Origin of the sequence: Pseudarthrobacter sp. S6, from assembly GCF_050156575.1 — a bacterium.
Lineage (GTDB): Bacteria > Actinomycetota > Actinomycetes > Actinomycetales > Micrococcaceae > Arthrobacter.
This window is the reverse complement of record NZ_CP189581.1, coordinates 3,220,737-3,239,801: the sequence shown is the minus strand read 5'-3', so window position 1 is coordinate 3,239,801 and position 19,065 is coordinate 3,220,737. Positions and strand designations below refer to the sequence as shown.

The window sequence follows — 19,065 nt, the reverse complement described above, 5'->3', positions numbered from 1 at the left end:
ATCCAAGGCAGACTTAACAGCTGAGCACGTAACAAAAACACCGGAATCACGCGGAAGTCACTCCGTGGCATCCTCCTGTGTCAGGAGTCCTGAGCACCGGAATGGTTAGGTAGGCACTATGGCGCAGTCGCTCCCAGGGAGTCAGGAAACATGCCACGAAGAGGACGGCGTGCAATGCCAGCCCGGCCAGGTAGAGGGGGCTGGCCAGCAGCGCGGGCCAGCCGAAGGGTGTCGTCACGCCCAGGACTGTAACAATCAGGGATAGCGGAAGCTGACACAAGGCCACCTGGGTGCGGGGACCGAGCTTCCTGAAATAGAGGGCAGCTCCCCGGGGCGAGGGACGTCGAGCCATGCGGAATCTCCAACTTTCCTGACGGCCCCCATTCCGTCCCCAATGAAATGATGCAGTCGAATGTCTGAATGCTGAGGTAATCAACCCTCCGAATCCTAATGTGCTGCGTTGTCATGGTAATTGACTTTCCAAAACTAAACGCAGGAAGGCGTGTCATCCGACGTTCATACTTGTAGCGTATAGAGAGTTGGAGTGGATGAGAGGATTAGCGCTGGGCTAATTGGGGCCTCGTCCACCTGGCAACAGGGATAGACATGGAAGATCTTGGGGTAGCAGTAGTCATTGAAGACGACGCCGATGTGCGGAACCTCCTGGAGGGGATTCTGCGTCAGGCCGGATTTGAGGTCCATACTGCCGCCGAGGGGCGGGCAGGCGTAGAGGTGGTACGACATAAGAAGGCCCAGGTGGTCACCTTGGACATCGGCCTGCCGGACATTGACGGCTTTGAAGTCCTGCGGCGCATCCGGAATTTCAGTGATGCCTATGTTGTCATGCTGACCGGCCGCACCGAGGAACCCGATCTGCTCTCGGCCCTGAACGCAGGCGCGGATGACTACATCGCCAAGCCCTTCCGGCCTCGTGAGCTCCGAGCAAGGGTTGCAGCGATGATGCGCAGGCCTCGCCATGAAGGCACCAATACACCTCAGCCGGCTTCATGGCCTGAACCTCCGGCCGCGCCGGCAACCTTCACGCAAGCGGGCGTTATCCAACACAACGGGCTCATTCTGAACTACCGGACCCGCACGGTGGTGATTGGTGAGGTCAACCTCGGGCTCACACGCAGCGAATTCGACCTCCTGCACACCTTGCTCCGCGGCGAGGGGGCAGTATGCACGCGGTCGGATCTGGTGCGGGCGGTCCGGGGCGACCTTTATGAGGCCGATGCCTATATCAGTGAGGCTGACGAGCGGGCTGTGGAAGTCCACGTGGGGAACCTTCGCCGCAAGCTGCGGGAAGATCCGCAGTCACCGCGCTGGCTGCAGACAGTGCGGGGGGTGGGCTACCGGCTCGCACCGAACGGGACCGACCTGCAAGGCTGGCCGGGCGCTGACCACTAGTCGTTCTTGAGGATGTAGCTTGCCTGGAGCTCGGAGACTGTACGCACGCCGTGCTCGGCCACGATTGCCAGCAAGGCCTGGCCTTGGACGAAGTCCCTGCGGCGGATGGCTTCCTCCAGGGCTTGGGCCAAGACGGATAACCGGATCCCGCCCACCATGGCGGAGGCGATCCGCAGGCTGATGACGGCGTCCAACGCAGCGGGGCCGTCTTCGGTGTGGACCGCTGCCGCAAGCCGGCTGAAGCGTTGGTCCCACAAAGACGCGTAGTCTCGGGCGAATCCAAGGGCAAGTTCCGGGCCGTCCAGTTCTTCTTCCAGCTCCGCCAGGATGTCCGGTTCGACCCAGCGGACGGGTGCGACGCCCCCCTGCGGCTCGGCAGGGACACCCCCGCTGTTGGAAGTGAGTCGTGGACTATCCATGTTTCAAGGCTACTTCCTGTAGTTATGTGAGAGCCCATTTTCAGTAGATCCTGTGGAAACCTTGAGTCATCCTTGACCTTATGTATCGCGCAGTCATTGCCCCGCGAAAGTGACAACCGTGTTGATAACCGCGGGACCCAGAATGGCAATAAATAGCACGGGAAAGATAAAGAAGAGCAAGGGGAAAAGGATCATCACGGGCAGTTTCATGGCCTTTTCCTCGGCACGCTGGCGGCGTTTTACCCGCATGACCTTGGCCTGGATCCGCAGCACGCGGCTGATGGCGATGCCGTAGGTGTCCGCCTGGACCACCGCCTGGACGAAGCTCCGCAGCTCCGGGATGCTGGTCCGCTCCGCGAGCGCCTGGTAGGACTCACGGCGGCTGCGGCCCACCTGCATGTCCTGCAGGGTGCGGACCAGCTCATCGGCCAGTGGCCCCTTGCCGTTTTCGCCGGCGCGGGCCATTGCCCCTTCGAAGCCGAGACCCGCCTCCACAGAGATCAGCATCTGGTCCAGGGTGTTGGCCAGTTCCAGCTGCATGGCCTTCTGCCGTTCCATGCCCTTGCTGTAGAGCAGCAGGTCCGGGATGAAGTAGCCCAGGAAGAGGAGGAACAGGCCGGCAAGCTTCATGACGGGCGTGGTGCCGACGGCGCTCAGGTAGAGGCCGAGGGATGCGCCCGCTACGCCGAGGGCGATCTTGGCGCCGACGACTTTTTCCAGTGGCATCGATACCGGCCTGCCGGCAAGTGACAGTAGGCGGTCGAGCTTGCGGACATGGGCAGGGGGAGTCAGGCGATAACCGATCCCGGCCACAATGCCGGCATCCTTCTTCTCGACCGTCTCAGGAGCTCGGTGGCCTCGTGTAAGGATGGCTACGGTGGCAGTCCGCGCTTTCCGGTCGACGGAGAGGATGGACCAGGCCAGGTAGCCGATCGGCACGGAGACCAGCAGCAAGGAAAACAGCACAAGCGGGCTCATCATCGCCTCAAAACTTCAGATCGATGATTTTGCGCATCCACAGGCTGCCGATCGTCATGAGCACCACGGACGCTCCGATCATGCCCCAGCCCAACGGATGGGTAAACATGGAGTTCATGTAGCCGGGGTTGACGGTCATCAGCATCAGCACGATGCCGAACGGCATGGCAATGAGGATGTAGGCGGAGAACTTGCCCTCTGCGGCGAGGGACTTGATGTGCCCCTTGATCTCGCTGCGCTCGCGGATTGTTTCATTGACCTGGTCCAGCACCTCAGCCAGGTTTCCTCCCACCTCGCGGTTGATCTGGATGGCCTGGGCAATCCAGACGAAGTCTTCGTTCCTCATGCGTTCCGACGTGTCCGTCAAGGAGGCTAACAGATCGCGGCCCAGGCTGGTCTCGGTGACCACGCGGCGCATCTCTTCTGACGTTGGGCTTTGTGACTCGGTGGCGGCGGCATCGATGGCACGCAGTATGCTGTGTCCTGCGCGAAGCCCGCCGGAAAGCAGCTGCAAGGTGTCGCCAAGCTGGGCGTCAAACTTTGCCCGGCGTTTCCCGGCAAGGAAACCAAGCACAAGGTGCCCGACGAACGGTGCCAACACAACCAGCAGGACGGAGATCACGGGTAGGCCGATCACCATTCCCACGAGTGCTCCCACCGTTGCGCCAGCAATGACCAACACCATGTATTCGGTTTGGCTGAAGCGGACGCCGGCGTTCTCCAACGCCTCGCGGTTATAGAGCCGGACGTTCCTGGTTCCGAGGAAGCGGTCCAAGGCCCCTACCGTGGCGTCTGCTAGCCGGGTAAGGTTCGACGGCGGATCCGCCTGAAAGGGCCGGCGCCTGTCGAGCGCGATTTCGGGGGTACGCGGCAGCACCAGCACCAGGCCCACCATGATGGGGGCGAGGAAAAGGAGTGCCGCTCCAATGATGATCAACATGCGGTCCTAAGCCTTTCCGCTGCCAGCTGGGTTCGAACCAGCAGGACCCGCGCCAGCTGGGGTGGCGAACACGGACGGCGAGACGTGGATTCCAAGGTCCTCAAAACGGTCGATGAAGCGCGGCCGGATGCCTGTTGCCACGGGCTTGCCCAGGAAGCGCCCATGCTGGTCAACGCCGGCGGAGTAATCGAAGACAAACGCGTCTTGTAGGGTCACGATGTCCCCTTCCATCCCTTGGACCTCGGTCACGTGGGTGATGCGGCGTGAGCCGTCCCGTAGGCGCGAGATCTGGACAATCAGGTTCACTGCGGAGGCGATCTGCTCACGGATGGCCCGCAGCGGAAGGTCCATGCCGGCCATGAGAACAAGGGTCTCCAAGCGTGCGACGGCGTCGCGGGGCGAGTTGGAGTGCACGGTCGAAAGCGAGCCGTCGTGGCCGGTGTTCATGGCTTGCAGCATGTCCAGTGATTCACCGCCACGTACCTCGCCCACCACGATGCGGTCGGGGCGCATACGCAAGGAGTTCCGGAGGAGCTCGCGGATGGTTACCTCACCTTTGCCCTCGGTGTTGGGCGGGCGGCTTTCCAGCCGGACCACGTGGTCCTGCTGGATCTGGAGTTCCACCGCGTCCTCGATGGTCACGATCCGTTCATTTGCTGGCAGGAAGGAGGACAGCACGTTCAGCAGCGTGGTTTTTCCGGTGCCCGTTCCGCCGGACACGATGATGTTGAGCTTGGCTTTTACGCAGGCATTCAGCAGTTCTGCCATCTCCGGCGTCAGTGTGCCGAAATCGATAAGGTTACGGACGGTGAGGGGCACCTTGCTGAACTTACGGATGGTCAGCGATGAGCCGCCAACGGCCAAGGGAGGGATGACCGCGTTGACACGGGAACCATCTTCAAGGCGGGCATCCACCAGGGGAGAGGACTCGTCAATGCGGCGTCCCACCTTCGAGACGATGCGTTCAATCACCTTCCGGAGGTGTTCCTCTGAACTGAACCTGGAATCCGCCAAGGTCAGATGCCCTTTTCGTTCCACGTAGATCTGGTCCATGCGGTTGACCATAATTTCGGTAACCGCCGGATCGTCCAGCAGCCGCTGAAGCGGGCCGAAGCCGAGAACATCATCGGCCACGTCCTGGACCAACCGGGTGCGCTCTTCAGCGGAGAGCGGGACCTGCTCTGCGTCGATGATCCTCGTGAGCTCTTCGCGGGCAGAGGACTTCAGTTCATGTTCCGTGATGGCGGAGTCGTTGAACCGGGCGCCCATGTGTTCAAACAGGGCCTTCGCTGACCGTTCTTTAAGGGCTGCGAAAACATCGACTGGTTTCTGGAGCTTCGGCCTCGTCTCATCCGGAAGTGTCTGGGGAGGGGCGACAACGACGGCAGGCGGTGCCGTCGTCGTCCGTTTTTGCGGGGTCTGTTCCAACCACTGCACGCGCTGGGGCTGAACCTCCGGTCGCGGGGTATAGAGCGTAGGAGCTGAAGCCTTCGTAAAAGCAGGCTGGGCAGTTGGCTGGGACTTGGCCTGGGCGGCGGTGATGCGCTCTGAAAGTTTCATTAGACAACTACCCTTCGGTGCAGTTTGCGCTGGGATTTTGCCCGCCACGCAGGATTGAAGCGCTCCACGAGTTGGTTGAGCCCTTTGATCGCAGGGTCCTTCACCGGCTCCTGGAGTACCGGGATTCCGCGGTTTGTGGAGAGGGCCACCGCCCTGGAGCGCGGGATGCTCACATCAATCGGCGCCCCGATAGTCGATTCGAGGTCCTGGACGGTAAGGCCATTCTTGGAGTCAGCCATGTTCAGCACCACGTGACGGGTCTCGGGAACGATGTCCAGCTGGCGCAGGACCTCAAGGCCTGAACGCAGGCCCCGCACGCTGGGGATGTCCATGCCGCTTACCCAGACCACATCGGTGCACTTTTCCATGGCCGCCAGCCCAATCTCGGGCAGCCCTGGCGCGGTATCCACCACAACATACTGGAACTGCTCTGACAGCTGTTCGATCAGCCGGGTGATTTGGTCGGAGGTGATCTCGTCCGCATCGACGGGCGTGGGGGGAGCGCAAAGGGCATAGATGCTGCCTGGATGCACCGTGAGGAAGGCCTTGAGGACCAGGGAGTCCTGGCTGGCGGCGGGGGAGACCGCGTCCGTGACAGTGTGCTCAGGGTCCAGGTAGAGCCCTGAAGCGACGTCACCGAACTGGAGGTCGAGGTCCACGATGACGACGCTCATGGGGGCGATCTTTCCCAGCCCGATGGCGATGTTGGTGGCGATGGTGGTTTTGCCCACGCCGCCCTTGGGCGAGAAGACGCCGATCACCAGTCCCTTATTGCCCTCGGCCACCTGCTGGGGTGCGAGTGTGCGGTGCCGGCTGGCGAAGGACTGGCTGGCGCGCTCCAAGAGGACACGCAGCTGGGCAGCATCCGAATCGGGGGAGGCTATGTCCTTGATGCCTGCCCGCATGGCGTGCAGAAGGAAATCGGGCTCGGGTTCGGCGACCACGATAACGCTGAGCTCGGGGAAGCTGACGTTCAGGACGGTGGCGAACCGGAGTGCTTCGTCAATAGGGACTTCAGGTCCCAGAATCAGGACCTCGGGCTGCTCCTGATCCAGGCTGGCGAAGAGCTCGTGCGGGTCAGCGGGCAGCAGGCTGGTGAAGAAGGTCTGCACACCGCCCTGCAGGCCACCGTCCACGGCCTGGCGGATACGGGAGTCGAAGTCGACGTCGGGTGTGATGAGGACGAAGCGGCTCATTTGTAAAGGTCCGACTTCAGCATGATGCGCGGCCCGCTGTCCGTGGCATCAAGGGGTTCCCTGCTGAGCCAAATGGAAGCGTACTCGGCAGCGAAGACGATCTTGTTCGCGTTGATGTCATCCACCGCAACGGTGACCATCAGCAGTCCGGTGGGTAGGTTCACGTCACGGGGATCTGGGGCCGGTGCGTCGGTTGCCGTAGGTGCCGGCTTTGCGGCCGCACCTTCCGGCGCTCGCTGGACGGCGGTCACAAGGGCTTTGTGGATCGAGAGCTGGACGGTCTCTTTGTCGGACTTGGCTTCAATGCCGCCGCTGGGCATCGAGATGAAGATGCCAACATGATCGCCTGGCGTCACCCGGCCGCCAACAACCCGCTGCGGCTCCAGCTGGAAGGAGATTTCCTGCAGGCCCGCCGGTACCGGCACGGACCCGGAGGATTTCAGTTCCTCGGGGGAGACAAGGCGTTCAGCCAGCAGCTGCTCGCCAGGGACCAGATCTGCCGAGGTGACCTTTCCGCCCGAGCCATCCAGGGTGTTCAGGGCGGTTGTTGCGACGGCGGTGCCCGGCAGTTGCTCCAGAGCCACGGCTGCCTTCAAAGTCTCCACGGATGAGCCCGCTGGAACTGCCTTGCTGACCACGAGGACACCCACGGGATCCAAACCGCTCACCGCCCGCTGGTCCGCGCCCTGGGCGTAGGTCACGACGATCACCGCCCCGACGATGGCCAGCAGGACCGCTACCACTCCTGCCAATAGACGTGATTTCACTGACTGCTCCTGGTTTTTTCAAAAATCATGGTGCTGCATGGTCTAACTGCTAAGCGCGACAACGGTCGCGCCGTCAGGGTTCACTGGCCCCAAGGTGTAGCCGTTTGCCAGGGAAACGTATTTGACGAATGTGCCGATGATTCCGCGGCATGGTTCTTTGCATTCAAGGGCAGCCGGGACATCAGGCGATCTGTTGCGAAAGGTGTAGGGAAGTCCGGTGGGGCCGACCTTCCAGCCGGCCACCTTGAACGCAGCGAAGGTGGTAAGTCCGAAGACTGCATTTGTTCCTGTGCCGGTCACTTTATTGAAAATGGGCAGCAAGACAATGACGTCCTTGCCTGCATTCATGTCCGCCGCCCAAGAGTTCAGTGTGGCCTCACAGTTGGGCGGGGGGTTGTTGCCCGTGTCGCCGCCTGCGGTGCTTTTCGATATGTCGATGAAGGCACCACACGAATTAGGGTCCTGCTTGAGGCCACCGAACCCGCCCTCGACGGCGGCGCCTGACGGTCCGTAGAAGCAGCCGGGATTGGCCCCGGTCCCGTGCAGGCGCAGAAGCTGCATAATGTCTGTGTTGTTGCGAACCTGGCAGATCGACACGGTGATGGGAAACGCCGTGGTGCCCTTCACCGGACTGCCCCATCGCACTGTCGAAGGGGCGTTGACCTCGGTGGTGTTGACGCCAAAGACGCGCGCGAAGAACAGGGACAATTGGTTGGGTGTATGCCCCGTCTCCTGGGAGCCGACAGTGACGGCCACAGTGCCCCCCGGTGTGTCCAGCGCAATTGACTTGATCTTGCTGAGGCCGTCGTTGGCGTTGGAGTTGGCGAAACCTGCTGCCAACGATGCTGGGTCTAGGCAGCCAGGATGGGTGGTGCTCTTGGCGCACTTTTGGGCGATAGCCAGTGCGGCTGCGTCGGCTCCGTTGCGGAGCTGAGTCCGTTCTGAGTACATCATGCCCACGTCTACAGCCATGGCGCCGAACCCAAGCAGTGCGACCAGCATCAGGGCGACGATCACACTCACGGCGCCGCGCTCGCCGTCGTTCTTTCTGCGTGTGCTTGTCAGCCGCCGCATAGCATCGCTCCCTTGCCCGTCATGGCGAACGGGCCGGCTATTCCGGTCATGGTGGACAGGCTGTAGGTAATGGTGATGGTCATCTGGGGACTGGTCCCAGAGGGAACCGTTGAAGGGCACGGTGTTCCAAAATGAATGTCTGTGTCCTTCAACGCCGGACTCAAAGACACCGCGGCGTTCTTGGCTGCGTTAATTGCCAACGTCTGCTTGCCGGACATGGCCATGACACGAACCCCTTCACGGGCGGCGGCGGAGAGTGTGGCTTGGGCGTTATAGGCCCGGCTGAATTCCATGATTCCCAGAAGCAGCATGACCAAGAGGGGTGCCACGATCGCAAACTCGACCGCGACGGCACCACGCTCGGATGCCCTGGACATGGTGTGCCTCTCGGTCAGCTCGGTTTGGGGCAGAAAGCGGAGTGGCGGCGGCTTGAATGCCGCCGCCACTTTTGCGCTTGTTGGTGCGCTGGCGTCGATAGGTTAGGCAGGCTTGACGCAGGCACCCGCCGTTGACCCGGCTGCGGGAACCCAGTTACCCTTGCCTGCAACATTGCACTGGATGTTGTTGAATGTGTCGCTAAGGGTAGTGCCGAGGAGAGTGACGGCGACGATGATGACGACGGCGATGAGGGCGACCATGATGCCGTATTCGACGGCGGTGGCACCCTTTTCGTCGCTGCGAAGGCGGATCATGAGGTTGGTGTGGAGAGAAAGCATTTGGACTCCTGAGCGAGTTCGGGTGGCTGGTCCTGCACCAGCTCAACCACGAAACTAGCAACCCTTGATGCGACGTTGATGAGAACTTGCAGCATCCTGCGCAAAGACTTCCGCGGCTATTCGTTTCCTGCGCTTTCCCTGCGCAAAGCCTGCACTGACGCTGGGAAACGGTGAATGCCTGGGCACACAAACGGACCCCCTCGGTTCTGGGTTCCGAGGGGGTCCGGTATTTGGGCGCCTGAGGACGCGGTGGGAGGGGCGTTTGGTCGGCCTAGGGGATTCCGAGAGCAGTCTTGAGGCTGGTGCCCAGGCCTGTAAACACGCCGTTGAGGGCTATTCCGAAGGCGCCTACTTCGGCCACGATGACCAGGGCGATGAACCCGGCAAGAATGCTGTACTCGGTAGCAGTTGCACCGAGCTCTTCGCCGCGAATGCGGTTAATCCGAGATCGGAAACTGGATGCCAGCGCAGTTATGTGCTTCATGGTTCCCCCTAGGAAAATGCCGCGATGATGTTCATGACTGCAGGACCGAGCAGGATGATGAACAGGGTTGGGAAAATAAAGAAGATAAGCGGGAAAAGTATCTTCACCGGGATCTTCATGGCGTGCTCTTCGGCTCGTTGGCGGCGCTTCAACCGCATTTCCAGAGCTTGCGACTTCAGCACCTTGGCGATGGCAATTCCATAGGCGTCCGCCTGGACAATGGAACGGATGAAGCTTCGCAGATCCGGAACGTCCACCCGGTCGGACATCGACAGGTAGGCCTCTTTGCGCGACCGTCCAACTTGAATATCCTGCAGAGTGCGGATGAACTCGTCGGTCAGGGGGCCTCGTCCGTTCTGGGCGGCGCGTGCCATAGCCGCCTCAAATCCCAGCCCTGCTTGCACCGAAATGAGCATTTGATCCAGGGCGTTAGGCAACTCCTGCCGGATAGCGTCCCGTCGTTTCTGAGCGTTGGACCGGAGCAGCAGATCAGGTGCGAAGTAGCCAAAGGCGATGGCACCTAGCAGCACGGCGAAACGGCTCGGAGCCGGTTCGGCCATCAGATAAAACAGCCCCAAGACTCCTCCGGTAAGGCCAAGGAGTGGCTTGATGGCCAGAAGCCGGTTTAGAGGCCATTCTTTGGGACGTCCGACGGCGGCGAGTTGCTTATCGAGCCATGCTTCATAACTGCCGGGCGTGATCCGGTGGGTCAAACCGCTGAATTGTTCGGCAAAGCTCTGCTGCGCGGTTTCCCGAGCCCGGTTCCCGAGATTGGCCTGAATGTTGCGGATGGCAACCCGGTCGGTTCCGAAAGCGAGCCACACGAGGAACGAGATGGGAAGGACTATGGCGAGGATTGCGCCAAGTGCGATGAATGACATGTCGCCCTCCTAGTACTTCGGCTTGATGAGTCGGCTGAGCCAGAATCCGCCAGCCGTCAACATCACGCCGGCGGCGCCCAGCATCATGAAGCCTGGAACGGTGGATGTGAAGGTCTTGGCGTATGAGGCGTTGATCAGGATGAGGGCGAAGAAGAGGACAATTGGAAGTGCCATAAGAACCCCAGCTGACATTTTGCCTTCGGCGCTGAGCGCCTTGACCTGCCGGCGGATTTGATTACGGTCGCGGATCGTTTCACCTACATGGTCGAGCACTTCAGCCAAGTCTCCGCCGACTTCCCTATGGATCTCGATAGCCTGTGAAATCCAGCTGAAGTCCTCGCTGGATGTGCGGTCAGATACGTCCAACATCGAGTCGCCCAAGTCGCGCCCGATCCTGGTTTCATTGACGATCCTGGTCAGCTCCTCGGACATCGGTGCGTCAGTTTCCCGTGCGGATGCATCGATGGCCCTTAGTAGGCTGTGCCCAGCCCGCATGCTGCCCGTGAGCATTTGGATCGTGTCAGGCAACTGTTCGTCGAACTTTGCGCGTCGCCGCGAAGCGAGCAGCGAAAGGTAGGCAAGCATGCCGGCCGGGACTGCCACCAAGAAGACAATGGCGAAGAAGATGCCGCCTAGCAGGTATCCCAGGATGGCTCCCACGAAAGCGCCGGCGCCCATCATCAACAGATAGTCTGCGGGTTGAGTCTTGAGCCCGGCCCGTTCCAGTTTGTCGCGGTCCACCAAGAACCCGCTGCCGCCTTTGAGCCGTTTATTGATGACCGCCACAGCTGAATCTGTAAGCCGGGTTAACCCTGTGGCCGCCGTGACCACGACGTCTGGGCGACGCCGGGAAACGGGTATGACGTTTTGGGGTTTGAAGACCACAGCAAATAGCAGCGCGATCGCTGCGAAGACCAAGAGAATTCCGGCGATAAAGAAGCTGGCCGGCACGTCTGATGCGTCCATCACCGGCCCCTGGTTGCTTGGGCGCCGAAGACGGCAGGCGAGATTTTGATTCCCAGCTCCGCGAACCTGTCGGTGAAACGCGGCCGGACACCCGTTGGGATCGGCTTCCCTAAGAAGCGGCCGTTGGCGTCGATTCCAGCCGAGTAGTCGAAGACGAAGGCATCCTGGAGGGTTACGATGTCGCCTTCCATACCTTGGACCTCGGTGATATGGGTTACGCGGCGGGAACCGTCACGCAGCCTAGAGATGTGCACAATCAGGTTTACCGCGGATGCGATCTGCTCGCGGATGGCGCGGAGAGGCAGGTCCATACCGGCCATCAGTACCAGCGTCTCCAAGCGGGCCACGGCATCGCGAGGCGAGTTGGCGTGGACGGTCGAAATCGAGCCGTCGTGGCCGGTGTTCATCGCCTGGAGCATGTCCAGGGACTCACCGCCGCGGACCTCACCGACCACGATCCGGTCCGGCCGCATGCGAAGCGAGTTTCGGACAAGGTCGCGGATGGAAACCTCGCCCTTGCCTTCTATATTGGCCGGGCGGCTTTCCAACCGGACCACATGATCCTGCTGAAGTTGCAGTTCCACCGCGTCCTCGATAGTCACGATGCGGTCCGAAGCGGGAATGAACGATGACAGGACGTTCAACATGGTGGTCTTGCCCGTACCGGTACCGCCAGAGACGATGATGTTCATTTTGGCGAGCACACAAGCCTGGAGAAGTTCTGCCATTTCAGGCGACAGGCTTCCAAAGCTGATGAGCTTCTGAACAGTAAGGGCTTCCCGTCCGAATTTCCGGATTGTCAGGGAGGCTCCGTTGACGGCGAGTGGCGGGATGATGGCGTTCACACGGGAACCATCGGCCAAACGGGCGTCCACCAAGGGCGAAGACTCGTCAATTCGCCGGCCGATCCGAGTCACGATGCGTTCGATAACCCGACGGAGGGCGTCTTCGCTGGCGAATTTCGTGTCAGTGAGAAACAGTTGGCCTTGACGTTCCACATACACTTGGTCAGCGCGATTGACCATGATTTCTGTGACTGACGCGTCATCGAGGTATCTCTGGATGGGACCGTGCCCCAGTACGTCGTCGATGATTTCGCGGGTGAGGCGTTGGCGCTCAATCGTCGACAATGGCACTTGCTCCTCGTCAACGACAGCCTTCAGTTCATCCTTCACGAACTGATGCAGCTCGGTTTCTTCCATCGACGAGTCGGTGATCCGGGACCCCAAACGCTCGTACAACGCCTGGCTTGCGCGCTCCTTGAGTCCTGAGAGGGCCTCGCTTGCGCTCCCGGCAGTTACCTGAAAGCTCACCGGAATTGACGCTTGTTCTGCGGCCTGGGCCTGCTGGATCGAGCTCAATGTTGACGGGACGACCGCGGGCACGGAGGGCGCGCTGCCAGCAAATGCGCTGTCGGCCAGCGCATCATCGCCTTCGTCCCGCAACTTCGCAAATCGTTTGGAGAGACTCACTGGACTACCGCCCTTCGGTGCAGCTTCTTATGGGGTCGTGCGTCCCAATTGGGTTTGAATCTTTCGACGAGTTGCCGGAGGCCTTTTGCTGCCCCGTCCCTGCTGCCGTCCTGTAGGAGCGGTACTCCTTTGTTGGTAGAGAACGGAACTGCGCGGGACCTGGGAAGAACTACGTCCACCGGGGCGCCGATTGTCGCTTCGACGTCCTGCAGGGTGAGGCCTGTCTTGCGATCGGCCATGTTCAGGACGATGTGCCTGTTTTCGGGGAGTAAATCCAGTTCAGAGAGGATCTGGAATCCTGTGCGCAGGCCACGAATGCTGGGTATGTCCATACCGCAAACCCAAACGGCATCTGTGGCTTGCTCAAGAGTGGCCAGGACGTGCTCTCCGAGGCCAGGAGCCGTATCGACTACTACGTACTGAAATTCCGATCTCAGCTGGCGTAGCAAATGGCTGATGTGTTCGCCGGCGATCCGGTCCATGTCAATGGGGTTGCGTGGTGCGCAAAGCGCGTAGATGCTGCCCGGGTGCAGCGACAGGTAGGTCTTCAATACCATTGCGTCCTGGCTGGCCGCGCCTACGACGGCGTCGCTGATGGTAAATTCCGGTTCGATCATCAGACCGCTTGCCACGTCACCGAATTGCAGGTCGAGGTCCACGATGACGACGCTCATCGGGGCGATCTGCCCCAATCCGATAGCCAGATTGCTCGCAATCGTCGTCTTACCGACACCCCCCTTAGGGGACATGACCGCGATGATTCGGCCGCCGTCGGAATTGGGACCTTCGCCGGCGGTTGGAGACAGTCCACGCCTGCGCCCTGCTGCCGAAAGGCTGGCTCTCTCAACCAGCGCCCGGACAGTCTCACTGTCAGCAGAGGGGGAGATGATGTCCCTGATCCCCGACCGCATGGCATCCAGGGCTGTCTCGCCGTCGTCTTCGGCAGTCAAGACAATGCTGATTTCGGGATATTGAAGATCCAATATTGCAGCGAATTTCAGTGCCTCATCGAGCGGCAGGCCAGGTCCCAGAATCAGTACTTCCGGCGGTTCGCCGGTTTGCTGCCGAAGGATGTCCTCTGGCGCGTCCGGGAGGTATGCCGCCTGGTAGAACTGCAGCGAGCCGTGTAGCGGAGCGATGGACGCCCGGACTTTCCGCTCGTAGTCCGCGGAGGGGGAGATGAGTATAAACCGGCTCATCGGAATACTCTTGTCTGGTTGACAGCTCCGCTTGTGTTTTCAGGAGCATCTGCTGGTTCTTTGGAGAGATAGATCTTTCCGAATTCCGCGGCAAACACCACTTTTTCTGTGTCGACCGCGTTCCTGGCGAAGGTGATCAGGTAGGTGTCACTTGCTGCCGGTTTGTCGGAACTGCTCGAATTAAGGGCTCCCTGGCCCGATGGCTGAGTTGCGGCCGCTTGAGTCTGGGCAGCTGCACCTGAGCTGAATTGGACGCCCGTGACCAAGACCTTGTGGAAGACGAGTTGAGTTGCATTTCCCGCGGTGCCGTCAGTGCCCGTAGCTCCAGCGCCGGCCATGGAAATGAAGATGCCCACAGTGTCTCCGGCCTGAACGTGTCCGCCGACCACCCGGTCGATGCCGAGCCTGACGGTGACCTCCTGCAGGCCGGCTGGAACTGCCACTCTTGCCGGGCCCAGATAGGCATTTGAGTCCACCAGACGGCTGCTGAGCAACTGCTCGCCAGTGACAAGGGCAACCGAGGTGACCTTAGTACCGAGCGATCCCAGATCCTCCACCACGTCGGCTGCAACGGCGGTTCGGGGAACGGCCTTCGACACGACATATTGGGAGAGCTGACTGGCCGGCGTTCCTGCCGGGACGTCCTGTTTGAGAACGAGTACGTCCTGGGTTTCAGTGTTTGCCAGTGCGCGACGATCTGCGCCTTGGACGTAAGTGAATAGAAGGACGGTGCCAATGATTGCTACAACCAGTGCGGCGATGCCTCCCAGTAGGCGTGCTTTCATTACTTTCCCCTTAGAAAATTCATTACTTGATGAGGCCGAGGACGACTACGGTCCCGTTGGGTGTGGATGATTCATTGGTAAAGAGCGCAGGGTCGGCTGCGTAGCCCACGAATGTTCCGTAGATGCCCTTGCCGCTGGTTATTTTGTTGAGCGGGTCATATTTGGCTTGCCCGGTCAGGTTCCAGGCCTCGATTTTGAAGCCGGCCCACTTTTCGATGAAATATTCGACGCCGCTGCCTGTGCAGCTAAATCCCGCCATACCTGCACATGTGTACTTGTAGACGGGCAGCGCAATAGTGGAACCCGCGAGAGGAGGATTCTTCGTGGGGTCAAATAGGTCGATACAGCCGTTCGGAACTGCCCCGCCTGCGCTGGTGAGGCTCCACTGGCCCACCTCTGCTGTTACAACGCACCCCGTGGAGCTGTCCGGGTTCAGCCATCCAAAGCCGCCTGGGATGACTTGGTTAGACGGATTCAATCCCGTGCACTTCAAGGTTCCGCTCTGAACCTGGATTAAGTGAGGCAGTCCGTCATCCTGAAATTCGCACGGTGCGAAGGTCAGCGGCAGGACGGTTACGCCCTTGGTGGGGTATTTCAATTTGACAGTTGCAGTGGCACCGACGTTGACTGCGGGGGCGTTGCCGAGAGCGCTCGCAAAGAGCTTAGAGAGCCAAGGCCCGTGATCAGCAGCGTTCTTTGTAGTGGTTGTGACGGTCACTTGACCAGCCACCGATGTGGTGTCCACAGAACTAACAGTGCTTTCGCCATCCAACGAGTTGCCGTTTGCCAGCGGCGTCGCCAGCGACGGATCGCAAGAGGGGGCCTTCGCGCAGCTATCGGCAACTGCCAGAGCTCCGGCATCGGCAGCGTTCTGCAGCTGACCTCGTTCGGCATAAATCTGGCCAACATCCACGGCGATCGCTCCGGCGCCAATCAATACCACCATCATGAGGACCACGATTACGGCGGTGACACCCTCTTCGCCACTGCGCCGAATTCTGCTCATTAGCCGCCGCATCGCATGGCTCCTACTCCGGTGGTGACGAAGGTCTTTGAGAAGGAAATGTTGGTTCCCTTGACGTTGAGGGCGAACCCTGTGGGTGACTGGAACGTGTGCTTCACCGTGACCTTCACTGTTAGGTCGGTTCCAGAGCAGGTGGTCGGCGTTAGAGTGAAATCGGAGGCCGCTAGTCCACTTCCGGGAGCACCGGCGATCCCTGCGGCCGTCGCCTTCGACCAGTCCTTGGTCACTGCATAACCTCTGGCTGCCTCACGGGCGGCCTGCGACATCGAGATCTGAGTGTTGTAGGTGTAAGAGAACTCAACGATTCCGGCGATGAGTGCCAAAAGAAGCGGTGCAACAAGTGCCAGTTCGACGGCGACTGCCCCGCGTTCGCCGTTCTTTGAAGTTCTGCGGCTGCGTTTCAAAGGGTCCCCCTGGACAGTTGCAGCTGGAAAAGGTGCGGTGTGCCGCGCTGTGCAGCGCGGCACACCGGTTGCGATGGGGCTACCAACCAGCGACGGTAGTACCCAGGGTGCTGAACCAGGTGTTGAGTGCGCCGCCGAAGGCGCCGACACCAACCACAAGGACCAGCGCGATCAGCCCGACGAGCAGCGAGTACTCCGTGGCCGTGGCGCCTTTCTGCGACTTGAAATCTGCATGGAGCCAGGTTTGGAGGTTGAGGATGGTAAGAACCAGATATTTCATGGTGGAAATCTCCTAAGTTCTTGTCTGACCTACCAGCCGGCGACGGTGAGGCCCAGTTTGCTGAACCACGTGTTGAGTGCTCCACCGAAGGCGCCGACACCAACCACGAGGACCAGCGCGATGAGGCCCACCAGGAGCGAGTACTCAGTGGCTGTTGCGCCCTTTTCGGAAGTGAGACGATCCTTGACGCCGGCAACGAATGCGAGCATTGAGACCATAAGAGAAGTCATTTTAGGTTTCCTTAATTCGATGAAATTGATTTGGATACTTTCAACGAATTTCCAGCTGCCCCCATAATTCCTTAGCGGCTGGACTTCGCTAAGAAAAGATTGGCACTGGCCTTTCATGGCAACAATGCGTAGTGGTACTCGACTTTTTGGGGGCTGTTTTTCGGGCATACTCGGAAGCAGATCCTGAGTACTCACCTCGGAACCGAACTTGGGCGGATCGCTACCTAGACGGGAAGTTGAAACTCACCCAAATTGGGCCCAGGCCAACCGACGCGGGCTATCCGAAGAAGAGAGCTATTCCTACTGCTGACGCCAGCATTGAAGGGCCATGAGGACCTTCCGAGGTGCGTTCTGCCCGGTTTCTGCGCACCACCAGAACTGTGATGACTCCGTTGAGGATGAAGCCCAGCAGCCCGCCGTATAGGAGTTGGCCCCACCCTAAGTACCCCAAGTAGAGGCCAACGGGAGCGGCAAGCTTTACGTCGCCCATTCCGAGGCTCGCTGGCGAAATTAACGCCAGAATCAGGTAAGTGACGAAGAGAATTGCAGCGCCGGCGAGGGCGCGCACGAGGTTAGGCCAGGATTGCCCACCAAACGTGCCTACTGTGACGCACAAAAGACCCCCTACTAAAAGGGCCATTACTAAGGGGTTCGGCAGCAAATGGAGCGAGACGTCAATTCTCGCCAGCTGTACGCCAAGAACGGCGAGGAGTAGGAATGCCGGCAATCCCGCGTCAGCGCCGAAACGGAATGCGAACCCGGCGCAGAGGGCGCCAGTGATCATCGCCGTCGTGATCCTTGCGCGCAGGCCAGGCAGCGAACCGACGCGTGGGAGGAGTCTGGCAATGAGCAGCTCGGACAACGGTGAGAGAATGAGTCCTAAGAGACCGATGACGGCCACGAACAGCGGTCCGGCTGAGCCAGCGTCGCCCCAAGAAGTCACTGCATCCCCTGCTTACGTCGGGCCGGCGGACTAAAAATGAGTGGCCGGCTACCCCATTTTGCCTCACTTTGACCCTGGGGCCCGGTTCAAGCTAATATTGGTAGTCGTTGTGCGTGTCCTTTCTCGATGATGCGTGCCCGCTTGAGAATCCGGTTGCAGGATAACTACTCAACGTGCACATTCGGGACCCCAGGATCACTGGTTACATAGAGCCCTCACCTCTGTTCCGGTAGCGCATAGATAGTAGGTGCACACGCTTGAGTGACACCTAAACAAGAACGCCAGAACAAGAACGAGGCAAAAACCGTGCGTACGTACACCCCGAAGCCCGGCGATATCAACCGCCAGTGGCACGTCATTGACGCCACAGACGTTGTCCTTGGTCGTCTCGCGAGCCAGGCCGCAATCCTGCTGCGCGGCAAGCACAAGGCCACCTTTGCGTCCCACATGGACATGGGCGACTTCGTCATCATCATCAACGCTGAAAAGGTAGCCCTGACCGGCGCCAAGCTGGAACAGAAGCGCGCATACCGCCACTCCGGCTACCCGGGCGGCCTGACCTCCGTCAACTACGCGGAACTCCTGGAATCCAACCCGGTCCGCGCCGTTGAGAAGGCCATCAAGGGTATGCTCCCCAAGAACTCCCTCGCTGCACAGCAGTTGGGCAAACTGAAGGTGTACCGCGGTGCAGAGCACCCGCACGCCGCCCAGCAGCCCAAGACGTTCGAAATTTCCCAGGTCGCCCAGTAGTCCTGGCCACCAAACAACTTATCTATACAAGGAGAATCGTGGCTCAGAACGAAGAGACCACCGAGGCCGTTGTGGCTGAGGAAAACCTGACCAGCTACACCTCGGAAAGCGGGCCTGCGGAAGCAGAGGCGCCAAAGAAGGAACGCCCGGCACTGACCGTAGCCGGCGCTGCAGTTGGCCGTCGTAAGGAAGCTGTTGCCCGGGTGCGCATCGTCCCCGGCACCGGCAAGTGGACCATCAACGGCCGCACGCTGGACAACTACTTCCCGAACAAGCTGCACCAGCAGGACGTCAACGAGCCCTTCAAGATCCTCGATCTTGACGGCGCGTACGACGTCATGGCCCGTATCCACGGTGGCGGCATCTCCGGCCAGGCCGGTGCCCTGCGCCTCGGCATCGCCCGTTCACTGAACGAGATCGACACCGAGAACAACCGCGCCACGCTGAAGAAAGCCGGTTACCTGCGCCGTGACGCACGCGTCATTGAGCGTAAGAAGGCAGGTCTCAAGAAGGCCCGTAAGGCTCAGCAGTACTCCAAGCGCTAAGTCCGCTTACAAAGAAGCCCGTCCCGCCATTGGCGGGGCGGG

Annotated in this window: 24 protein-coding genes; 3 read left to right on the top strand and 21 right to left on the bottom strand. The window is 60.3% G+C overall.

Going from position 1 to position 19,065, the window contains the following annotated elements; genetic code table 11:
• Positions 1-46: 46 nt before the first annotated feature.
• Entirely contained in the window at positions 47-238 is a 192-nt protein-coding gene (locus ACQCS0_RS15410) for a hypothetical protein (RefSeq protein WP_354224731.1), read from the bottom strand.
• A gap of 368 nt (positions 239-606) precedes the next feature.
• Between ACQCS0_RS15410 and ACQCS0_RS15405 the strand changes: the two genes are divergently transcribed.
• Positions 607-1,410 (top strand): response regulator transcription factor, encoded by an 804-nt coding sequence (locus ACQCS0_RS15405; protein WP_354157923.1) that lies wholly within the window; start codon positions 607-609, stop codon positions 1,408-1,410.
• Here the strand turns inward: ACQCS0_RS15405 and ACQCS0_RS15400 are convergent.
• From ACQCS0_RS15400 to ACQCS0_RS15305, 20 genes are all read right to left on the bottom strand, one after another.
• Positions 1,407-1,829 (bottom strand): Hpt domain-containing protein, encoded by a 423-nt coding sequence (locus ACQCS0_RS15400; RefSeq protein WP_354157922.1) that lies wholly within the window; start codon positions 1,827-1,829, stop codon positions 1,407-1,409. The genes ACQCS0_RS15405 and ACQCS0_RS15400 overlap by 4 nt on opposite strands.
• A gap of 93 nt (positions 1,830-1,922) precedes the next feature.
• Positions 1,923-2,807: a type II secretion system F family protein gene (locus tag ACQCS0_RS15395; protein WP_354224739.1), complete on the bottom strand. Its 885-nt coding sequence runs from the start codon at positions 2,805-2,807 to the stop codon at positions 1,923-1,925.
• Between the two features lie 7 nt (positions 2,808-2,814).
• Positions 2,815-3,747, bottom strand: a complete 933-nt coding sequence (locus tag ACQCS0_RS15390) for a type II secretion system F family protein (RefSeq protein ID WP_354157920.1) — start codon at positions 3,745-3,747, stop codon at positions 2,815-2,817.
• A 6-nt stretch (positions 3,748-3,753) separates the two neighbouring features.
• On the bottom strand, positions 3,754-5,307 hold the full coding sequence (locus tag ACQCS0_RS15385; protein ID WP_354164297.1) for a CpaF family protein: 1,554 nt from the start codon (positions 5,305-5,307) through the stop codon (positions 3,754-3,756).
• Entirely contained in the window at positions 5,307-6,503 is a 1,197-nt protein-coding gene (locus ACQCS0_RS15380) for an AAA family ATPase (RefSeq protein ID WP_426939837.1), read from the bottom strand. The genes ACQCS0_RS15385 and ACQCS0_RS15380 overlap by 1 nt, the downstream gene beginning before the upstream one ends.
• Positions 6,500-7,270: a Flp pilus assembly protein CpaB gene (gene cpaB, locus ACQCS0_RS15375; RefSeq protein WP_426939836.1), complete on the bottom strand. Its 771-nt coding sequence runs from the start codon at positions 7,268-7,270 to the stop codon at positions 6,500-6,502. The genes ACQCS0_RS15380 and cpaB (ACQCS0_RS15375) overlap by 4 nt, the downstream gene beginning before the upstream one ends.
• A 42-nt stretch (positions 7,271-7,312) precedes the next feature.
• The gene (locus ACQCS0_RS15370) at positions 7,313-8,344 is read right to left on the bottom strand and encodes a pilus assembly protein TadG-related protein (RefSeq protein WP_426939835.1); all 1,032 of its coding nucleotides are present in this window, start codon (positions 8,342-8,344) and stop codon (positions 7,313-7,315) included.
• The gene (locus ACQCS0_RS15365) at positions 8,332-8,721 is read right to left on the bottom strand and encodes a TadE/TadG family type IV pilus assembly protein (protein ID WP_426939834.1); all 390 of its coding nucleotides are present in this window, start codon (positions 8,719-8,721) and stop codon (positions 8,332-8,334) included. Before ACQCS0_RS15365 ends, ACQCS0_RS15370 begins: the two co-directional genes overlap by 13 nt.
• A gap of 102 nt (positions 8,722-8,823) precedes the next feature.
• Positions 8,824-9,060, bottom strand: a complete 237-nt coding sequence (locus tag ACQCS0_RS15360; RefSeq protein ID WP_426939833.1) for a Flp family type IVb pilin — start codon at positions 9,058-9,060, stop codon at positions 8,824-8,826.
• Between the two features lie 271 nt (positions 9,061-9,331).
• On the bottom strand, positions 9,332-9,544 hold the full coding sequence (locus tag ACQCS0_RS15355) for a Flp family type IVb pilin (protein WP_426939832.1): 213 nt from the start codon (positions 9,542-9,544) through the stop codon (positions 9,332-9,334).
• A gap of 8 nt (positions 9,545-9,552) precedes the next feature.
• Positions 9,553-10,425, bottom strand: coding sequence for a type II secretion system F family protein (locus ACQCS0_RS15350; RefSeq protein ID WP_426939831.1), 873 nt, complete (start codon positions 10,423-10,425; stop codon positions 9,553-9,555).
• Between the two features lie 9 nt (positions 10,426-10,434).
• Complete coding sequence (locus tag ACQCS0_RS15345) at positions 10,435-11,391, bottom strand: type II secretion system F family protein (protein WP_426939830.1); 957 nt, start codon at positions 11,389-11,391, stop codon at positions 10,435-10,437.
• A complete protein-coding gene (locus tag ACQCS0_RS15340) occupies positions 11,391-12,710 on the bottom strand; it encodes a CpaF family protein (protein ID WP_426940232.1) in 1,320 nt (439 codons plus the stop codon). The genes ACQCS0_RS15345 and ACQCS0_RS15340 overlap by 1 nt, the downstream gene beginning before the upstream one ends.
• Before the next feature lie 149 nt (positions 12,711-12,859).
• Positions 12,860-14,062, bottom strand: coding sequence for an AAA family ATPase (locus tag ACQCS0_RS15335; RefSeq protein WP_426939829.1), 1,203 nt, complete (start codon positions 14,060-14,062; stop codon positions 12,860-12,862).
• Positions 14,059-14,847 (bottom strand): Flp pilus assembly protein CpaB, encoded by a 789-nt coding sequence (gene cpaB, locus ACQCS0_RS15330; RefSeq protein ID WP_426939828.1) that lies wholly within the window; start codon positions 14,845-14,847, stop codon positions 14,059-14,061. Before cpaB (ACQCS0_RS15330) ends, ACQCS0_RS15335 begins: the two co-directional genes overlap by 4 nt.
• Positions 14,848-14,869: 22 nt before the next feature.
• Positions 14,870-15,853, bottom strand: coding sequence for a pilus assembly protein TadG-related protein (locus ACQCS0_RS15325; protein WP_426940231.1), 984 nt, complete (start codon positions 15,851-15,853; stop codon positions 14,870-14,872).
• The gene (locus ACQCS0_RS15320; RefSeq protein WP_426939827.1) at positions 15,853-16,275 is read right to left on the bottom strand and encodes a TadE/TadG family type IV pilus assembly protein; all 423 of its coding nucleotides are present in this window, start codon (positions 16,273-16,275) and stop codon (positions 15,853-15,855) included. Before ACQCS0_RS15320 ends, ACQCS0_RS15325 begins: the two co-directional genes overlap by 1 nt.
• Positions 16,276-16,354: 79 nt before the next feature.
• Positions 16,355-16,555, bottom strand: coding sequence for a Flp family type IVb pilin (locus tag ACQCS0_RS15315; RefSeq protein ID WP_426939826.1), 201 nt, complete (start codon positions 16,553-16,555; stop codon positions 16,355-16,357).
• A 29-nt stretch (positions 16,556-16,584) separates the two neighbouring features.
• The gene (locus ACQCS0_RS15310) at positions 16,585-16,785 is read right to left on the bottom strand and encodes a Flp family type IVb pilin (RefSeq protein WP_426939825.1); all 201 of its coding nucleotides are present in this window, start codon (positions 16,783-16,785) and stop codon (positions 16,585-16,587) included.
• A gap of 277 nt (positions 16,786-17,062) precedes the next feature.
• Positions 17,063-17,569, bottom strand: coding sequence for a prepilin peptidase (locus ACQCS0_RS15305; protein ID WP_426939824.1), 507 nt, complete (start codon positions 17,567-17,569; stop codon positions 17,063-17,065).
• Positions 17,570-18,034: 465 nt separating this feature from the next.
• Between ACQCS0_RS15305 and rplM the strand changes: the two genes are divergently transcribed.
• Together rplM and rpsI are read left to right on the top strand one after the other, a co-directional pair.
• Positions 18,035-18,478 carry a 50S ribosomal protein L13 gene (rplM, locus tag ACQCS0_RS15300; protein WP_426940230.1) on the top strand — a complete coding sequence of 148 codons (444 nt, stop codon included), beginning with the start codon at positions 18,035-18,037 and terminating at the stop codon, positions 18,476-18,478.
• Positions 18,479-18,516: 38 nt separating this feature from the next.
• Positions 18,517-19,023, top strand: a complete 507-nt coding sequence (gene rpsI / locus ACQCS0_RS15295) for a 30S ribosomal protein S9 (protein ID WP_426939823.1) — start codon at positions 18,517-18,519, stop codon at positions 19,021-19,023.
• The last annotated feature ends 42 nt before the right edge of the window (positions 19,024-19,065 follow it).